The following is an 18,665-nucleotide window of genomic DNA, read 5'->3' as shown; positions in this document are numbered from 1 at the left end:
CTTCCCTTGAGCAACACTGAGTTTTTCATCCGTCGCTGGAGCCGCGCAGGGAACTGGAACAGATAGCGATTCGTGGGCGTTCTTCCCGTCGACACCAGGCAGGTTCCAGATCTTCTCCTTGTCGACGATACCGCCTGCCCACTCGTCGATGAGATCGACAGCGGCTGGTGTGTCCAGGTCGGTAGCGAGGGCCTGGCGAACGTCGTCGACTAATCGACGAGCTCGCGCTTCAGAATCAGCATTGTTGCGAGTATGAACAGTCTCGACGGCCGTGCGCCACAGTGCTAAACGCCGTGAAGCGGCAGCCAAAAGAGCATCTGACCAGTTGCGCTGATCACGATAATGCCCTGCGTAGAGGGCTAAACGAATTGACGATGGATCAGTTCCGGCATTGCACAACCTGGATACAAATACAAGGTTGCCCAACGACTTGCTCATCTTGACGCCACCGAGGGCGATAAGTCCGGTGTGCATGTAATGGTCAGCCATGCGTTCTACACCGCATGCCGCTTCTACGTGGGCTGCCGAGTATTCGTGGTGAGGGAAAATGAGGTCCTCTCCCCCGCCCTGGACATCAAAATGACTGCCTAAATACCGAGCTGCAATAGCGGCGCACTCAATATGCCATCCGGGCCGTCCGCGTCCAAAGGGTGAATCCCACGCCGGTTCACCGGGGCGCTCTGCGCGCCACAGTAGGGAATCTAATGGATCGCGTTTCCCGGGGCGGTCTGGATCGCCGCCCCTCTCCGCGAAGAATTGTTCCATCGTGGATTCGTCGTAACGCGATTCGTAACCGAATTGTGGAGTCGCTGTTCGATCGGCATAGACATCTGGGTAGGTGGGATCGTCCACAACATAGGCAGACCCGTTGTCGAGCAAAGTACTAACCATGTCGATGACGTCGGGAATAGCTTCAACTGCACCGACATATGACGTTGGTGGAATCACCCCAAGATTAGCCATATCCTGGCGAAACAGGTCGGTTTGTCCCTCCCCCAGCTCCTTCCAATCCACCCCGTCGCGTTGGGCTCGCTCGAAAAGCGGATCGTCCACGTCAGTGACATTCTGCACGAAATTCACGCGGTGGCCATTCGCCAGTAACTGCCGATTCAAAACGTCAAAGGTGACGTACGTAGCAGCATGCCCCAAGTGCGTCGAATCATACGGGGTAATTCCGCAGACATATACCGTCGCCTCGTCGGACGGTGTGAGAGGGGTGATCTTACGGGATGCCGTATCCCACATCTGGAGAGGAACCGGCTGGTCCTCCTCGACAACGGAACGGAAATCAGCAACAAGGGGTTTTTGCCACGACTGCATGAGCCCTAGTCTACGGCCCTCCGGGCGATAGGGCTTAGGCGGCTGCCATCACGCCTGTAGCCAGGAGGATCATTACGATAATCCCCACCGGGATGCGGTACGCAGCAAACCAGGCAAATGAATGGTTGGCGACGAATTTGAGCAACCACGCAATAGAGGCGTAGCCCAGCGCAAACGCTATTAAGGTACCTACCAAAAGTTGCGGACCGGAAGCGATTTGCCCGTCGGATGGGTGAAAAGCATCAGGCAGAGAAAAAAGTCCGGAAGCCAGAACGGCAGGGATAGCTAGCAAAAACGAAAAACGCGTCGCAGCCTCACGGTCCTGACTGAGGAAGAGCCCCGCGGACACGGTGCCGCCCGAACGAGAGACGCCGGGAATGAGTGCAAGGCATTGAGCACATCCCATAATAATGGCGTCACGCATGGTCAAGTCCTTTTCCGTCCGCGTATGACGGCCTACCCGTTCGGCCCAAATGAACACGAACGAGAACAGGATGAGAACCGCGGCGGTGACCCATAAATTGCGGAAATTGTCTCGGATGAAATCTTTGAGGAGATATCCGGTAATTCCCACGGGAATGGTGCCTACAATCACCATCCACCCCATGCGGTAGTCAGCCCCGCGTTTGGTTTTATCCATCAGGCCAGCGAACCATCCGGTGATGATGCGCCAAATGTCCTTGGCAAAAAACACCAACACTGCCGCTTCTGTCCCCAACTGAACGACAGCAGTGAAGGAGGCACCTGCATCCTGGTCCCACAGAAGTTGGGACACGATGCGGAGATGGCCCGACGATGACACAGGCAAGAACTCTGTGAGGCCCTGGATGATCGATAGGATGATCGTTTGTATCCAACTCATGTGGGTCTCGGTACCGGCGGCCGCAAGATCAGTGGCTACATGGGCATGGCTAGCAGCGTGAGCGGACGTGTCCGCCTGGCTCAGCCACGAGGCTGGCGATTGCGCTAATGAGGATGCGGTTTCGTGGATCCTTCCCGTCACTGATCCGAGAAAACCGTGAGCCTGATGGAGTTGATGTACGTGCGTGAGCGCGTCGTGAACTACCCCTGAAATAGAGGTGAGTGCCGAATTGGCCATAGAAACTACCTGTCGTGTAGCCCGGACTAGGAGCCCGGAAATGGATAGAGACACGGCAAGTAGGCTAGCAACTTTATGGGCTCACCGTTACCTTCCAGCGTAGGGGCAGTTCGCGCAGACATGAAAGCATGTGAGGATCACCATCCATTCCCGGCCGTCGCCTCGGTGTCTTAGCTCCTTGACCTGTAGTAGCGTTACGAGAGTGATTTCCGACGGTACTCCTGGTCAATCGATTCGTACTGGTACATTGCCGACGCAGCGCAAACAACGACGCCTTGGTGCGCGAGCGATAAGCATCGCGTGTTGCAGTGGTCTGGCCGTCACGATGCTGGCGGGGTGCTCACGCAGCGATGATCAAGAAGCGTTATCGAAGGCGGAGGACGTTTCTCCGACGTCGGTACCTGCCGCAGAACCCCCGTCGGGCGATACTCGCGATGTCGACCTCCCCGGCGACGGTATTTCTGATGTGGTGGTGAGTGGTCAATCAGACTCATCAGTCATCGCCGGGCTGTCCGGTGGAAAAATGGTTGTCGGGACCTCGTCGGACTGGACGAACGGTAACCCCAAGTCGGTTGATCTTGGCAAGGATTGTAAAGATCTTTCTCGGGCCGCAGGGGGCGGTTTTTCTGTCGCATGTGAGAACCATGTGCTCGTTTTCGATGGACAAGGTAAGAAGGTCCACGATCTCGAGATCGACGGTACCGCGACGACGGCAGCCGTGACCAACGATGTCGCCAGCGTGACTTTCGCCGGTGAGAAGAAAATTAAGTACTTCCCTTTGGATGGTTCTGATAAGGATGGGAAGTCAACTGTTTCTATCGGCGAAGGAGCAACCCAATCGCTGATTGTCGATCCTGATCCTAAGTCTGGGTCAGATAAAGAGATGTCAGCAGTGTTCGATAAGAAGCAGTCGAGTTTGACGGGTGTGTATCCCGGTGAGGACAAGGAAGGGTCGTCGCTACGGATCGGCCAAGGTGCTGGGAAGATTGCCGGTGGGCAGGACGGGGTCGTTGTGGCGTCGTCAACCAAGTTGAACTCGATTGAGGTTTTCACAGCCGACGATATTTTGAGGAAACACCAAACAATCCATACCGACTCCGTCCCGTGGGGCGTGGCTTGGGATGCCAACACGCGCACGGTGTGGGTGACGTCAACGGGTAAGAACACTGTTATTGGTTATGACATTTCGTCGGGTGTTCCAGTCAAGGTAGCGACGATGCATACGATTCCCGATGCTCAGTCGGTTGTTGTTGACGGCGATGGGGGCCTGTTGATTGCGTCGCCGCAGTCATCGACTGTGCAACACATATCCAAGGATCAGGTTAGTGAGGCGCGTCATGAGGGTGCCTCGAGTGAACCGAGCTATCCCGTGAAGAAGGAAGCGTAACCATGTCGTTGACCAGCAATGATCGTATTGATGCCGATCTTGACGAATACAGGAAATCGCATCCCGTACGAAGCGTTATTTATTCCTGGTCGTTGCGGCAAATGTTTCGCTTGGACCCTGAGACTATTCATTCATTAATGACGAAGGCCTTGGGCATTTTTCAGCGGATGTCGATGGCTAATCGGGCTCTTGAGCGATGGTGGGCTGTTCATGACACAGCGCTGGAACAGACTGTTTTCGGTGTGAAGTTTCCTCGTCCGTTGGGCCTGGCTGCGGGGTTTGATAAGAGCGCAACGTCCCCTGATGTGTGGGCTCCTTTGGGCTTTGGGTTCGCCGAGTTGGGGACTGTGACGGCGCAGGGACAGCCTGGTAATCCCTCCCCCCGCCTTTTTAGGTTGCGACGGGACCATGCGATTTTAAATCGGATGGGCTTTAACAACGAGGGTGCCGTGGTGTGCGCACGGCGAATTGCTCGCCGCCGAAGCCGTGATGTGATTGCGGTTAATATCGGGAAGACGAAGAAAGCCTCGATTGACGAGGCTGCGGAGGACTATCGCTTATCGGCTCGTTTGCTTGGGCATCACGCAGATTTTGTGGTGGTTAACGTGTCGAGCCCGAATACTCCAGGGCTGCGGGATTTGCAGGCTGTGGATTCTTTGGGGCCAATTGTGGACGCTGTTCTTGATGAGGTCGAGGACACACCTGTGTTGGTTAAAATTGCCCCTGACCTGTGTGATGACGACATTATCGCGGTTGCGGATTTGGCCCAAGACAAGGGGCTTGCCGGGATTGTGGCGACGAATACGACCATTTCCCGCGAGCATTTAATGACGCCGTCGTTTGACGTGGAGGCGATGGGCGCTGGCGGTGTGTCGGGTCGTCCGGTGGCAGACCGTTCCCTGGAGATTCTGCGTTTGTTACGCAAACACGTGGGCGAGTCGTTGACTCTTGTCTCTGTGGGTGGAATTGAAACCCCGCAGCAGGCCTGGGAGCGTATCGGTGCCGGCGCGAGCTTGCTCGAGGGGTACACCGGGTTGATTTATGGTGGCCCAGATTGGATTCGGGATATCCATCGTGGTTTGGCCCAGCAGGTTCGACGCCATGGATTGAGTTCGATCGCTGAGGCTGTGGGCCGGGAGCTCCCCTGGATCCCGGCCTCGTAGTGGTTCTTTAGTTTTCTGCCCAGCCCCAAATTATTGAGCGTGCGAGGGTGTGGAAGTTGAGGTTGAAACCGAGGATTGTCGGAGTTGAGTCCTCCGGGATGTCGAGCTTGTCGACGTCGACCGCATGGACGGCATAGAGGTAGCGGTGCGGGCCGTGTCCTTCTGGAGGCATTGCCCCGTAGTAGCCGCGTTTTCCCGAGTCGCCTTTGAGGGTTTGGGCGCCTTCCGGGAGGGATGGCGTGTCTTCGGATCCGGCGTTTTTGGGGAGTTCTGCGAGATCGGCGGGGAGATTGAATACTGCCCAGTGCCAGTAGCCGGAGACCGTGGGGGCATCGGGGTCGTAGACGGTAACTGCCAGGGATTTTGTTCCTTCTGGAAGGTCAGACCACGAGAGTTGGGGTGAAACCCCGTCGGGTCCTTGTAAGTCGTCTGGTAGTTCATCGCCCGATGAGAAGTCTGCACTGCTTAGCGGAAATGTGGGAACGTCCGGTAGGTATGCGTATGGGTCTGCGGCTTTGAATCGCGGGTCAACGTAACTCGGTGTGCTGGTCGCGGTGGTGCCAGAGGTTGGTTCTTGCGTGTTGTCGGTTGCTTTCGGTGAATCGCTCATGACCCCAGTATGCCCGGATATCTGTTCCGATGCAGCGGTTCACTTGTTTTCCCGCAGTTGTGCGCCGATCACGTGTGGCGTGGTGAGACCAATATCTCCCCGGAGTTGCCGCAGGTTGTAGTCGGCCTCGAATTCGCTGGTGATGGGCTTGTATTTCCCTTCTGGCTCTTGTTTTTGTTTTTTAGATGAGTTGCCGTAGCCGCCCATGGGCGCGATGCCCGTCCTGCCCGTGGTTGGGCGTGAACCGTCGTGCCCGGTGGGATGTGGAAAGTTACTTTGTCCCGTTGAGTGTTCGTTGTGACCGTAATTTCGATCGTTGTATGAATTTCCACGGTCCGTCATGTCACTGTGTGAAAACCTATTGCGGTCGTTGCCATGCACTGGGCTGTGGTCATGAGGACCAGGGTGCACTATGACGCTGCGGGTCCGAGGTTCGTTGGAAGGACTCGAAAGGCGTCCACCGGGATGAGATGTTGTTGTGCCCGGCTTGTAGTAGTCGCCGACGTTTCTCCGGTTCCACGGATCGTGGGACCCGGGTGTTTTTGGGGCGTTGTTGGGGCCATTATTATACGAGGTCCGTGGAGTGTGAGGTGCGGAGGTACGTGGCGACTGATTGACCGCAATAGTTGTCGGCGGCCCATACGGCATGGGGATGTGTGTATGTGCGGATGCTCCGGGATTGGTGTGTGAAGGAGAAAAACTGTTCGTTCCCTTAGATGGCCGGAATTGAGAAGGAACCGCGGCGGGGACTGTATTTGCCGGGGTCGGTGGTGTGGTGGTGTTGCCAACTACCCCTCCGCCTGCTGGTCCTCCACCTGTGCTGGTCGTTGTTCCTCCGACGGATGTCCCGGCTGTTCCGACGGCTGGTGTGCCGTGGGTGGCGCTCATGACGCTAGTCGGGGAAACACCGGCTGTGCTGCTGTGTATGGCTGTTGGTGCATGTGCAGTGAGGTGTCCTCCACCCTGCCCGACGTTGGGTCGTTCGGTGAGGTTGCGTAGTGGTGGCACCGCCGCAGTGAGCATGGCTTGATAAGGGCCGGTCATGAATTCACGAGTGGCTGCCCGTGCTGCTTCTCCGGCTGCCTGTACTCCGGCGGGGTTGGTGGCTGCGGCGACCGCTGCGGCGTGCTCGGCTTCGATGGCGGCAATCTGCGTGCGGGCAGTCTGCCGGATGTGGGGCAGTTGGGAGACGGAAGCGTGCATGGCGGTGGCGTTATCGGCGAAAGTTTGAGCCGTGGCCATCACCTGGCCGCAGCAGGCGGCTGCGGCGTTAATTGCTTCTCCGGCATTTTCTTCCAATTGAGTGCGGGCTCGTGCGAGGGCGTCGACAGTCTTGTTTAAAGAACTGGACAGGCTGCGCCAATAGTCGGCAAGAGCATAAATGTCGCTATCGTTCCCGGCATCAAGCATGGCCACGAGGGCCGCCGGGTCATCGGTGCCACCGTGAGTGGGGTCAGTGAAATCAAAGGGGCTAAATGCTCCATCTGGACGTGTCGGGAAGGTGAACTCTGTGTCCTGTATCGACTTCAGCCCGCAGAGTATGGCCGCTGAGGCATCGTCTTGGCCAACAAACGCACCCCGCATTTCCTTCGTGCCTTCAGCCAACCAGCGGATGAGATGCCGGAGCTGCCGCAAAGTCTGCATCGCGCTGCCGGTTTCACCGTCAATTACCTGACAATGTTGCTCCCCCAACATTCGCAACCCAGGCTCACCAGTGTAGTCCCCAGATAATTTTTTGGAATATAGAATATATTTGCCCCCAGAGATATCATTTCCATTCTCTAGGAATTCTAGAGCCCTATCTAGGGAACAAGTATCAATCGAAATGGCCACTTTAAGTTAACCTCTCATTCAGTGTTTTAACTAAATCGCATAATTCTGCTTCGTTCAAAGTCCGTGACTCATCTATAGCTTGAACCGCGACGCGTCCGAGTTGAGTTTCGGTGTAGACCACGCAATGAGGATCTCCTACTATGCTTCCCCAACGTGTAAAGGTTGCAGGATTCTCGTTCTCAACCCTTTTACCTGGGACTTCTTCTCTACTTCGTTTGTCGGTGCCGAAATCCATCAATAGTGGCTGCGTTTCATTCTTCTCTCTCAAAAGGCAGTCATTAAAATGCAAAAATTCATCTTTTTCGGATGATTTCTTTATGAATCCCCTACTCTCCCAATACCCTGGCGGAGCATCTTCGCAGAGGTCGGCGTTCTCAAAACGTGGGTCTGAGTAGTCATAGGATCCATCGGGGTTCTTCTTTGCTTTCACCGGATATTTAGCCAATATTTCCGGGCGCTCCCACAATGGGACCTCATCATTGTTCTTCTTTGAGTCATATTTCTCTACAGGTGATTGTGAAGAAATGGGAGGATGCGTCATTACAGAACTGCTCAACGTCGTTTCGGAAAGGCCCGAATTTATTTCACTGCTCTTGTCAGTGGTTGTGTGACACCCCGCTAGCATCCATACGGCCATAGCGATACAAGTAAACTCGAGGAGGCCTTTCTTACGCTGGTGATGGGCCGATAGCGATACCGTGGGCACACGGTATCTATTAGGACTTGGATTGAGCGACGAACATGTCATCGTAGATAGATCCCCCAAAAATTAATCCCCCATTGCGCTCCGCGTGCCTGTCCCCCAGGGTGCGGTGCGAATCTGGCCTAATAGTAGCGCACTAAGACGTCCTTGCCTAGCGTCAGTCGGTGATGACCAGTTATCGAATTAGCCCCGATACGCAGGGGAAAAAGAAATCCCCATTGCCACGCATCCGGAATTGCGTGGGCCCTTCAAGACGTGTGTCACGATTTGTGACCAGCAGATTTGTGCACAGACTTTGAGACAACTAGAGTATTGCCTCGTGCTCAGCTAATTGCTGACTTTTTACCCTGTCCGGGTGGCGGAATGGCAGACGCGCTAGCTTGAGGTGCTAGTGCCCTATTAACGGGCGTGGGGGTTCAAGTCCCCCTCCGGACACAGAATAAACCCGGGTTCCGATTGAACATTGATCAGGACCCGGGTTTTGCCATACAAGTAGCACTATCTTGGCTACTCGTGTTTACTCAGCTGGCCACCAGTCGTCTCTCCGGTATCAAAAGCCTTGAGGATGCGTTCTGCCGCAATCGTCGGTGTCACCTGGCCGGCGCGAAGCTGCTTTTCAATCAGCTTCTTTTCCTTTTTTACTGCCTCAGATGTGTTTAACCGGGTTAGTAGAGTTTCATGGACCATTTGCCATGTCCAGCCAATTTGCTGATTTTTACGTTGCTCATCAAATCGGCCCTCGGCCACCATTTGATCATGGTGCTCTTCAACTACTTTCCAGAACTCCTCAACGCCGTTGCCTTCAGCAGCAGACATCGTCATTGTCGGCGGTTTCCACGATGCATTTGCTGGTCGAACCATCCGCATCGCCGCACCCAGTTCCCGCGCAGCTCTCTTTGCTCGGCGAACGTTATCCCCATCTGCCTTGTTGATAGCGACAAGGTCGGCAAGCTCAAGAATGCCTTTTTTGATGCCCTGCAGCTGGTCCCCAGCGCCTGCTAATGCCAGGAAGGTGAAGCAGTCGACCATCTCGCTAACAGCAACTTCCGACTGCCCTACACCGACAGTCTCGACGAGGATAACGTCGTAACCTGCGGCTTCCATGACAATCATCGTTTCGCGGGTCGCTTTAGCTACACCACCAAGTGTTCCGGCGCTCGGTGATGGTCGAATATACGCGTTCTCGCTCTGCGATAGCTTCGTCATTCGTGTCTTATCCCCCAAAATTGACCCTCGTGAACGGGTAGACGAAGGATCAATAGCGAGCACCGCGACTTTGTGGCCGTTTTCCACGAGGTACAACCCAAGGCGCTCAATGAACGTAGATTTACCGACGCCAGGGACGCCCGTAATACCTACCCGCAATGCCTTTCCAGAGAAAGGAAGCAACTTCACCAATAGTTCTTGGGCTAACACATGATGCGCCGGCGCAGATGACTCAAGCAAAGTGATAGCCCGAGCAAGTTGGGTGCGCTCATTATTGCGTACAGAGGTGAACAAAGCGTCCACGTCGATGCGGTGGCGGGCTCGCTTAACCGCTTCCGGAGCAACCGCTGACTTTCCTGGAACTTCAGTCCCTGCGGTCGTCGTTAAAGACCCGAGGGTTGACTCGAGAAATTCATCTCCCCGCGCTTGGCTATCGGAAGACATTGATATCTCCGCCTTTCTACGAAGAGCTCGTCATAAAAAGTAATTTTATAAGTAAATCATGTAATTAATTATGTCTTTGTTTGAAAACTCGGCGGACCGCGAGATGCTCGACGTTACTCTCTACATAATGGTCACCATGAGGACAAAGCGCCCTCTTCCCCACCCCAATTGGCCGGGAAAAGAGCGCTCATCATGCAGCTAAGGAATCTCGACACAAACGGGAAGAATAATGATTCTTTATCATTCCGCTCACCACCGAACACTCGTTAAGTCAGACGCAAAACTCTCGGTAATCGTGAATGTTGTGCCGCTATTCCCTAGCGTTATGCCTTAGGCCTCTGCCTTGTCCTCAGCTTCATCAGAGTCGTCCGATTTTTCGTCATCGTCGACATGAAGCTCAATTCCCATGTGTGCTGATAGCTTAGTCAACATGTCGATCACCGAATCTGCGATAACAGTGCCCGGTGGGTAAATAGCGGCGGCACCGTCGTCGTACAGTTCTTGGAAATCTCCTGGAGGAATAACGCCACCCACGATGATCATGATGTCTTCGCGGCCCAGCTTCTTCAATTCCTCGCGGAGCTCCGGGACAATTGTTAAGTGGCTAGCTGCCAGCGACGATACCCCGACGACGTGCACGTCGGAATCAACAGCAGACCGAGCAGCTTCGGCAGGAGTTTGGAATAGAGGTCCGACGTCAACGTCCATACCTAAGTCAGCATAGGCGGACGCCACGACTTTCTGCCCACGGTCGTGACCATCCTGTCCGATCTTCGCAATGAAGATACGTGGCCGACGACCTTCTTCCTCGGCAAATGCATCCGCCATAGCGGTGGCTTTAGCGACATTACCCACGGAACGGTCCTTACCTACCTCGTCTTTATACACACCCGAGAGCGTGTGGATCTCTGCCTGGTGACGGCCGAATACTTTTTCGAGAGCATCAGACATCTCCCCGACGGTGGCACCAACGCGGGCAGCATCGACAGCAAGTTTCAGAAGATTGTGCTCAAGATTACCGTGAGATCCGTCCATGCCTGCAGCTCCGGTTAAAGCATTCAGAGCTTGGTCGACAGCGCCTTGATCACGTTCAGCACGAAGTTTCTGTAGCTTGTCATGCTGTTCCTGACGAACACGGCTATTTTCAACCTTCAGGACTTCGATGGCTTCATCTTCGACGCCCACATATTTATTGACACCGATGAGAGCCTGACGGCCAGAGTCGATACGAGCCTGCGTACGTGCTGCAGCCTCTTCGATACGCAGCTTCGGAATGCCTTGCTCGGTGGCCTTCGCCATACCGCCGGCTTCTTCCACTTCGCGAATGTGCTCGCGAGCTTCCTCGACCAACCGGTTGGTCAGCCATTCGACGTAGTAGGAGCCAGCCCACGGGTCGACCGGACGCACCGTATTGGACTCTTGCTGCAAAATCAGCTGGGTGTTACGGGCAATACGAGCCGAGAAATCTGTCGGGAGCGCGAGAGCCTCGTCCAGAGCGTTCGTGTGCAGTGACTGCGTGTGTCCCTGCGTTGCCGCCATAGCCTCGATGCAGGTACGCCCCACGTTGTTATACACATCCTGAGCGGTAAGCGACCACCCCGATGTCTGGGAGTGTGTACGCAGAGCGCGTGACTTCGGGTTCTCAGGGTTGAATTTACTGACGATTTCGCTCCATAAAATACGGCCAGCACGGAGCTTCGCAATTTCCATGAAGGTATTCATCGAAATGCCCCAGAAGAACGAGAGGCGAGGTGCGAAAGCGTCGATGTTAAGGCCAGCATTCAGGCCAGCGCGAATGTACTCAAGTCCATCCGCCAGGGTGTAAGCCAGTTCGAGGTCAGCCGTAGCTCCAGCTTCCTGAATGTGATATCCGGAAATCGAAATGGAGTTCCACCGCGGCATCTTGTTAGAGGTGTATTCGAAGATCTCCGAAATAATCCTCATCGACGGCTGCGGAGGATAAATATAAGTATTACGGACCATGAACTCCTTCAGAATGTCATTCTGAATCGTTCCGGCTAGCTTCTCCGGAGGAACACCCTGCTCCTCGGCGACGATGATGTACAGGGCCAAAATCGGCAGAACAGCACCGTTCATCGTCATTGAGACCGACACGCTACCGAGGTCAATTCCCTCGAACAGCTCCTTCATATCCAGGATGGAGTCGATGGCTACACCAGCCATACCGACGTCGCCCTGAACACGCGGATTGTCTGAGTCATAACCGCGGTGAGTCGGCAGGTCGAAGGCCACCGACAAACCCTTCTGGCCTGCAGCCAGGTTGCGACGGTAGAACGCGTTCGACTCTGCAGCGGTCGAGAAACCAGCGTACTGGCGAATCGTCCACGGACGGTTCGTGTACATCGTCGGATACGGACCCCGCATGAATGGTTTGATGCCGGGATACGAATCGAGGGGATGCCCTGCCGTGAGGACATGGTTCCTATCTTCGCCGTTGTAGACGCGTTTGACGTCGAAACCCTCGGGTACTGTCCACGTCCCCTTATCTTCTTCAGCTGATGTCGTCGCTGCCTTCTCTGTAGCTCGCGAAACATCGGCAAAATTCGGAATACTTGTGCTCATTGTTGTCACAGTCCTAACAGCGATTATGCGCCGAGCTCATCGAGCAGGCCCGACAACGTCGAGACTGCATCAATCTTCATGTTCAGGTAGTCATCAGGCTTTGAAGAATCATCGAGATTCTCAACGGCCTTCGGAGCGCCCGCCAGGAGAACCTTCTTCACTCCTGCAGCTCGCAGGGCATCGATAGCGGAACCAGCATTCTCTGCATATTCCGCATCCGTACCGCAGACGACCACGATGGGGGCGTCTTTGAATTGAGTTGCGAAGTTCTCGTCGTCCGGGGTGACTTGTCCTGGGTTATCCGCCTGGATACCACCAGAGGCCAGGAGGTTCGTGGTGAAACCAGTGCGAATATTGTGCTTGGCCAGGGGGCCGAGAGGCGCCAATTTTATGACAGGCCGCTTCTCTTCCTTCTCGAAGAACGCGTCCGACCTGTTCCTCAGCGCCTCAAAATCTGCTCCCCAACGCCGAACGCCCGTCGGCTCGATGCGCAGATCGGCCGCCAAAGGCTTTTCTGCAAGGTTCGGGAATTCGTTGATCGCTGTCACCTTGGTACGGCGATGAGCAATATCGTCGCGCCGTTTTTCATACGATTCGTCGAGGAGTCGTTGAATATCGCCGTTATCGGTTTCAGCGATGAAGCCATTCTTAGATTCGACGTCTGTTAAGACTCCCCATGACTTCTCCTCGAGCTGGTCGGTGAAGAACTCAGCGTAGTACGAGCCACCAGCGGGATCAGCAACAAATCCCAAGTGAGACTCTTCCAAAAGGAGAAGGTTGATATTTCGCGCAATGCGATGAGCGAAGCTACGTCGAGCTCCCGGCAACCCATTCTTGATTGCATAGTCGAAGGGATGAACCAGTACGCTCGTGGCCCCACCGACGCCTGCCGCAAATGAAGCAATCGTGCACCGGAGAATATTCGTGTAGGGGTCGCGCTGAGCGAACATCACTGGTGCTGTTTCCGCATGGATCGCGGGCAAAGGATGCTCCACAATCCCCAACACTTCCCACACGCGTGCCAGAAGCGACCGGAGCGCACGGAATTTACAGATCGTCGAGAAGAAGTCGTCGGTCGCGGCGAGACGAATCGAAATCTGATCGACTGCGTCATCGACAGATAGACCTGCTTCGGTAAGCTTCCGCAAATACTCAAGCGTTGCCGCCAGGACCAGCCCAATTTCTTGGGAGTCTGTAGCACCTTGGTTGCTTAACGAAACACCGTTGACAGTGATGGCGTGAACTGCCCCGGGAAGTTGAGATGCTTTCTTTGCCCATGCAATGGCTGTGTCGAGATCAACACTTTGCGATGAATCGAAGCCTGACGTCAGCGGTGAAGCGCCGAGGTCAGCAGTCGTCTTGTCGTCGCCATTGGCCTCAAGGAAATCGAGAAAAGCGTCCCCTAATTCTTCAGAGGGGGTAGCAAGCGCAATCGGGGCAAGATCAAGATAGACGTCATTGAGGACTCCTGAGATATCCGTGGGTTGAATTCCCTTGAGCTCAATAACTGTGGTCCCGACATTCAGTGCGTGGAGGATTCGCTTGTTAATGTCTTTCGCGCTCTGTCCGCCGGCAGTTGCATTAACTTCGACGGCAGGTCCAAAAACCTCGCGAATTCCCCATCCGGCATTGTCAGCCTCAAGGAGCTTAGCTCCACGTGTATATGGGAATTCACCGGGAGCAGATGGTTCTGGTCCTTGATCGGTCCGCATATACAGCGGTTTGACATCTATTCCGTCGTAAGTCGGCTTGATGAGCTTCTTCCACACATCATCCGGAACGTCGGAAGGATCCTGCTTGCGGGTTCGAGCAAAAACTTTCGCAACTGCCCGATACCATTCGTGCTGCAGGGCGGCATCTTCCGTGCCAACCTGTGAGTCAGTCACAACTGACCCTCCGTCCTGGTCGTTCAAAGTAGGTTAATCTCTTTAGGTGAACCGGTGCAGTGGTCTAGCTCAGCGATGCTGTGGCAACACCATTCATAATGGTTATCTTGCAGGTGTTTTCGTTAAACACAGCGGAGCCTGCACGACGTTCACTCCCTTCTCAGGGTAGTCCCCATTGGTTGATATTTTCCCGACTCCACGTCGCTACCGCCCGTTTGATAGCGAATTATCTGTCAATTCTAGCGTGATGTGACGTACGTCTCCCCTATGTGTGGTGAATAATGTGAGCCACAATCTGGGGTCACCTTTCTTATCCACGGAGCAGCCAGAAGGTAGGCTTGCCGACGTTATGCGACGACGTGACGTAGTAACTCAAACGTGCGCTCAGGCCGACTCACCCGGCCGACGATCCTGGATCCGTCATGCCATAACAACAACGTCACGAGCTTTAGCGCAGTTCCTCAATATCATCGGCGTCATCATTCGCGATGTGTGTCACGGTTGGTTGCGTTGGACACGTCTCAATCAAGTGCTGAGTGTTATCATCCTCGTTGCGCTGGGAGCCGCCCTATTCGTCGTTCCACTCCCCTCAGTGACCACCTTCAGAGACTGGTCCGTGGGTGCTGGGTGGTGGTTTCCCTTTGTCTTTTCGGCTGTTTATATTCTTGCAACCCAGTTTCCAATACCCCGGACAGTTTTTACCCTTAGTTGTGGCGTCCTCTTCGGCCCGCTTATTGGCATAGGTGTCGCGCTGATATCGACCGGATGTTCAGCGTTACTATCCCTGCTCATTGTTCGCCGTCTGGGACGAGACTGGGTGCAGTCACGCCTCACCCACCCTGCTGTCGATGGGGTTAATGCCCATTTACGACGCCGCGGCTGGCTAGCAGTTGGTTCTCTCCGCATGATTGCCGCCGTCCCATTTTCTGTTCTGAACTATGTGTGTGCTTTGTCGTCGATAAACGCATTGCCCTTTACCTTGGCAACGGTAGTTGGGTCGGCTCCAGGTACGATCGCTACTGTTCTCGTTGGCGACGCTGCGGCGGGACAAGGTAGCCCCTTAACCATTTTGATCAGTGTCATACTTTTTGGGGTCGGCCTGACGGGCTTAATTGTCGATATTGCGCGGCCACCACGGGCAAGTAAAGACGACACCACGATTGAAACGCACGAAAACACGAGAATATGACAAGCTAGTATCCTTGACTTCATGGCAATGGCTCACACGCGAGGAACGTCGGCTCGATCACTTTTTGCAGTACATGCTCGGTTCCGGGGACGGACCATGAGACGGGCGGAATACGTAAAAAATAGTGCTCAGGCTATGGAGCACTTGGCGGGAGTTCTCAAGTCCACAGTAGAAGGCGTGGAAGAGATTTCACTTCTTACCCGCGACGCAGAATCTGAAGCGCAAGTCGTCATGGCTTTTCTTTCTGCTGGTGAGTGGGCTATTGGGATTGGAATAGGAGGACACGATCCGTCCGTTGTCGCCCGTAGTTGTACAGGTAAGCGGGCCGGCACAGTGGGCGCGTCGATAGCCACGATCTCCCAGGACTCTTCCATAGCAAGTTCAGAGCTCGCTTCAGATATTTCCGCGGCGTTTTCGTTGATCGGCCACGTGCTAACCCGGAGGACTGAGGAAGGTCGAGAAGCAACAGCGCTCATGCGGCAGGGGTATACACAAAATGACGCTGCGGCAGAGCTCGGTATCTCTAAACAAGCAATGTCGCAGCGTCTTGTCGCGGCGGGCTGGCAGGCAGAGCAAGCGGGATGGGATCTTGCCGTCCACCTTTTGACCCGAGCAGAGGAACTTTAACTATTCGTTCGACGCGTCCTCCGGTGAATCGACGTCCGGTTGATCGTCAGCATCGGCAACGTCGATGCTCTCTGAACCCGCAGTGGAGGGATCTTCCCCGAGCTTCTTCGCCGTGTTCCGTTTAGCGGCCAGAGCACTGTCTAATGGATCATCCACCGTTTTGTTCGCGACGGCGTTTGCCTCAGCGACGGCTTTGGCGATTTCTGGGGCCGACTGAGTGGTAAACCAGTCGTCATCCTCATCCGTCGCTGCCTCTGCCTTGGTTTCTTCGTCGACACTAGGAGCTTCGTAGCGGAATACCCCGTCGGAATCCTTGTCTGAGAACTGCTTGGTGAAGGACTCCAGGGCATCACCGAATTGCGACGGAATCAGCCACATCTTGTTGGCAGATCCTTCAGCCATCTCAGGAAGCTTTTGGAGGTATTGGAAAGCAAGAACATCCGGCGTGACCTGCGAGGTTTTGATAGCAGCATTCACCTTACGGATGGAGCGAGCTTCACCCTGTGCGCGTAGGTAACGGGCTGCTCGCTGTCCCTCGGCGCGAAGAATTTCAGCCTGGCGCTCGGCTTCCGCTTGCAAGATGGCAGCATGCTTTTCGCCCTCGGCGGCAAGGATACGCGCTTGTTTTTCACCTTCGGCAGTCTTGATATCAGCCTCGCGCTGACCCTCCGCAGTCAAAATCATGGCACGCTTTTCGCGGTCTGCTTTCATCTGCTTTTCCATCGACTGCTGAATCGACGGTGGCGGATCAATCGCTTTAAGCTCGACTCGACTAATACGCAGCCCCCACTTTGTCGTGGCGTTATCCAGTTCACCACGGAGACGTCTATTAATGACCTCGCGTGACGTTAAAGTCTCTTCCAGCGTCATGCCACCCACGACATCACGAAGCGTAGCCGTCGTGGTCTGCTCAACACCGGTGAGGTAATTATCCACACCGTAGATGGAGTGCATGGGGTCGTTTATTTGGAACGTGACCACGGTATCAATTGCCACGGTCAAGTTATCCTGCGTAATCACCGCTTGGGGCGGGAAGCTGACGACACGTTCGCGGGTATCCACGCGGGATCGGACACGGTCGACAAATGGAATGAGGAACGTTATTCCCCCTTCGACAGTTTTCGTGTACCGTCCGAGTCGTTCAATGACTGCCGCCGTCCCCTGTGGGACCAACTTGATGGACATCATGATGATAAGGACGATGACCACAATGATGGCTACGATCACGATAGTGCCAGCGCTCATGAATTAATCCCTCCTGTCTAAGACAAAAGCTGTGTTGCCTTCAATGCGGCTCACCACGACGGTGTCCCCAGGTTCGAAAACGTCGTCATGAAAGGCACTCCGAGCGGACCAGAAATCGCCATTGAGCCGAACAATCCCCGATGAGGACGAAATCTGCTCGACCGTCTCCCCTGTTGTTCCCACCAAGGCTCGCGGCGAGAAATCCGCTGTTTCGATCTTTTCGCTGAGTTTGCGCTTCAAAAAGGGACGCAGAACGAACATGAGTGTTAATGACACAACAGCGAAAACCACGACTGAGACCCAGAGCGGGGCCTGGAAAAAAGACACACCTGCTGCGGCGAGAGCACCGCCAGACAACATCAATAGTGCGAAATCGCCACCGAAAAGCTCCAGCACAGCTAGAAGTACCGCACCGATAAACCACACCAAGGCATTCACGTTGTCCAGCGTACAGAAAGGCTATGACAGAAAACAGGGTCGTCGTTTCTGCCTACTCGGGCCCGACGGTGACAAAATCGACCAGTCGTTCAACCGCACCAATGAGCGAGGAATCGACGTCTCGGAACGAATTCACACTGTTGTAGACACGGTTCCACCCCTCTTTCGGATCCGACCATCCGAGCCGTCGGCACACACCCGTCTTCCAATCCTCACCATAAGGAACGTCGGGCCAGGCCTTGATACCAACGGACGATGGTTTGACGGCAGCCCAGATGTCAATGAACGGGTGACCAGTCACCATGACATGCGGACCAAGCTCCTGGGTCAATAACGATTCCTTTGAACCCTCAACCAGGTGGTCGGCGAGGATCCCGATACGACGCTCAGCAGTGGGATGAAAATCTTGTACCCGTTGCGGTGCATTATCGAGACCCTCAAGGTACTCGACGACGACGCCTTCTACGCGAAGATCATGGCCCCATATACGCTCCACGATCGCCGCGTCATGGACGCCTTCGACCCAGATTCGTGATGGAGCAGCTACTTTGGCACGCAGGTTTTCTACACGCCGTGATCCGGATGCGCTTCGTTGTTGTCGTGGATCTTTTGGTGGAACATAGCGGACTAATGTGACGGGTTTTCCTTCGTAGAGGAACGCCCCTTTGCGCATTTTGAACAGACGCGTTCGTCGGTATCGGTCCTCCAACCGAACGAAATCTCCGTCGTATGTCCGCTCAAATTCGACGATCGCTCCCACATAACCACTGGCGATATCTTCAACCACTAAGCCAGGTTTAGCTGGGAGTACGGGGAACTCGCGGGGCTTGGAGCGTGGATGCCCGGCATAGATGTCACCTGAATAGCGGTCGTGGAAACTCATACCGAGGAAGTGTACTGAGGCGACGTGAACCTGGTGAGACGAGGACACG

The 18,665-nt window shown here is 54.8% G+C and carries 14 protein-coding genes, 1 tRNA gene and 1 pseudogene; 5 read left to right on the top strand and 11 right to left on the bottom strand.

Annotated features, from left to right (window positions below; translation table 11 throughout):
* Positions 1-135: 135 nt before the first annotated feature.
* A pseudogene (gene mshC / locus I6J23_RS09045) lies at positions 136-1,320 on the bottom strand (cysteine--1-D-myo-inosityl 2-amino-2-deoxy-alpha-D-glucopyranoside ligase); the annotation flags it as partial.
* A 34-nt stretch (positions 1,321-1,354) separates the two neighbouring features.
* Complete coding sequence (locus I6J23_RS09040; protein ID WP_204583040.1) at positions 1,355-2,182, bottom strand: undecaprenyl-diphosphate phosphatase; 828 nt, start codon at positions 2,180-2,182, stop codon at positions 1,355-1,357.
* 439 nt (positions 2,183-2,621) lie between these two features.
* Here I6J23_RS09040 and I6J23_RS09035 point away from each other — a divergent pair, with 439 nt between their 5' ends.
* Both I6J23_RS09035 and I6J23_RS09030 read left to right on the top strand, forming a co-directional pair.
* Positions 2,622-3,806: a YncE family protein gene (locus I6J23_RS09035; RefSeq protein ID WP_204581791.1), complete on the top strand. Its 1,185-nt coding sequence runs from the start codon at positions 2,622-2,624 to the stop codon at positions 3,804-3,806.
* A 2-nt stretch (positions 3,807-3,808) separates the two neighbouring features.
* Complete coding sequence (locus I6J23_RS09030) at positions 3,809-4,969, top strand: quinone-dependent dihydroorotate dehydrogenase (RefSeq protein ID WP_204581790.1); 1,161 nt, start codon at positions 3,809-3,811, stop codon at positions 4,967-4,969.
* Positions 4,970-4,976: 7 nt separating this feature from the next.
* Here I6J23_RS09030 and I6J23_RS09025 read toward each other — a convergent pair whose 3' ends face one another.
* The 3 genes from I6J23_RS09025 to I6J23_RS09015 all read right to left on the bottom strand — a co-directional run bounded on the left by I6J23_RS09025 (position 4,977) and on the right by I6J23_RS09015 (position 7,953).
* Complete coding sequence (locus I6J23_RS09025; protein ID WP_204581789.1) at positions 4,977-5,579, bottom strand: YbhB/YbcL family Raf kinase inhibitor-like protein; 603 nt, start codon at positions 5,577-5,579, stop codon at positions 4,977-4,979.
* Positions 5,580-5,618: 39 nt separating this feature from the next.
* A complete protein-coding gene (locus I6J23_RS09020; RefSeq protein WP_239454897.1) occupies positions 5,619-7,223 on the bottom strand; it encodes a hypothetical protein in 1,605 nt (534 codons plus the stop codon).
* Positions 7,224-7,413: 190 nt separating this feature from the next.
* Positions 7,414-7,953: a hypothetical protein gene (locus tag I6J23_RS09015; protein ID WP_204581787.1), complete on the bottom strand. Its 540-nt coding sequence runs from the start codon at positions 7,951-7,953 to the stop codon at positions 7,414-7,416.
* A gap of 511 nt (positions 7,954-8,464) precedes the next feature.
* Here I6J23_RS09015 and I6J23_RS09010 point away from each other — a divergent pair.
* Positions 8,465-8,550, top strand: a tRNA-Leu gene (locus I6J23_RS09010).
* Between the two features lie 72 nt (positions 8,551-8,622).
* Here the strand turns inward: I6J23_RS09010 and meaB are convergent.
* The 3 genes from meaB to I6J23_RS08995 all read right to left on the bottom strand — a co-directional run bounded on the left by meaB (position 8,623) and on the right by I6J23_RS08995 (position 14,234).
* The gene (gene meaB, locus I6J23_RS09005) at positions 8,623-9,765 is read right to left on the bottom strand and encodes a methylmalonyl Co-A mutase-associated GTPase MeaB (RefSeq protein WP_204581786.1); all 1,143 of its coding nucleotides are present in this window, start codon (positions 9,763-9,765) and stop codon (positions 8,623-8,625) included.
* A gap of 330 nt (positions 9,766-10,095) precedes the next feature.
* A complete protein-coding gene (gene scpA, locus I6J23_RS09000; protein WP_204581785.1) occupies positions 10,096-12,348 on the bottom strand; it encodes a methylmalonyl-CoA mutase in 2,253 nt (750 codons plus the stop codon).
* Between the two features lie 23 nt (positions 12,349-12,371).
* Positions 12,372-14,234: a methylmalonyl-CoA mutase family protein gene (locus I6J23_RS08995; RefSeq protein ID WP_204581784.1), complete on the bottom strand. Its 1,863-nt coding sequence runs from the start codon at positions 14,232-14,234 to the stop codon at positions 12,372-12,374.
* Positions 14,235-14,517: 283 nt separating this feature from the next.
* On the opposite strand from I6J23_RS08995, the gene I6J23_RS08990 reads away from it, so the two are divergent.
* Both I6J23_RS08990 and I6J23_RS08985 read left to right on the top strand, forming a co-directional pair.
* Complete coding sequence (locus tag I6J23_RS08990; RefSeq protein WP_239454896.1) at positions 14,518-15,423, top strand: TVP38/TMEM64 family protein; 906 nt, start codon at positions 14,518-14,520, stop codon at positions 15,421-15,423.
* Between the two features lie 21 nt (positions 15,424-15,444).
* On the top strand, positions 15,445-16,050 hold the full coding sequence (locus tag I6J23_RS08985) for a MarR family transcriptional regulator (RefSeq protein WP_204581783.1): 606 nt from the start codon (positions 15,445-15,447) through the stop codon (positions 16,048-16,050).
* Here I6J23_RS08985 and I6J23_RS08980 read toward each other — a convergent pair whose 3' ends face one another.
* Genes I6J23_RS08980 through I6J23_RS08970 form a run of 3 tightly spaced genes read right to left on the bottom strand, consistent with a single transcriptional unit; the run spans position 16,051 to position 18,616 of the window.
* Entirely contained in the window at positions 16,051-17,238 is a 1,188-nt protein-coding gene (locus tag I6J23_RS08980) for an SPFH domain-containing protein (RefSeq protein WP_412523831.1), read from the bottom strand.
* Between the two features lie 60 nt (positions 17,239-17,298).
* Positions 17,299-17,733: an NfeD family protein gene (locus I6J23_RS08975; protein WP_204581781.1), complete on the bottom strand. Its 435-nt coding sequence runs from the start codon at positions 17,731-17,733 to the stop codon at positions 17,299-17,301.
* 52 nt (positions 17,734-17,785) lie between these two features.
* On the bottom strand, positions 17,786-18,616 hold the full coding sequence (locus tag I6J23_RS08970; RefSeq protein ID WP_204581780.1) for a DUF3097 domain-containing protein: 831 nt from the start codon (positions 18,614-18,616) through the stop codon (positions 17,786-17,788).
* Positions 18,617-18,665 lie beyond the last annotated feature (49 nt).

Origin of the sequence: Corynebacterium kroppenstedtii (assembly GCF_016894245.1) — a bacterium.
In the GTDB taxonomy this organism is placed as follows: Bacteria; Actinomycetota; Actinomycetes; order Mycobacteriales; family Mycobacteriaceae; genus Corynebacterium.
Note: the sequence above shows the minus strand (reverse complement) of the source record. Positions and strands in the feature narration are given on the sequence as shown.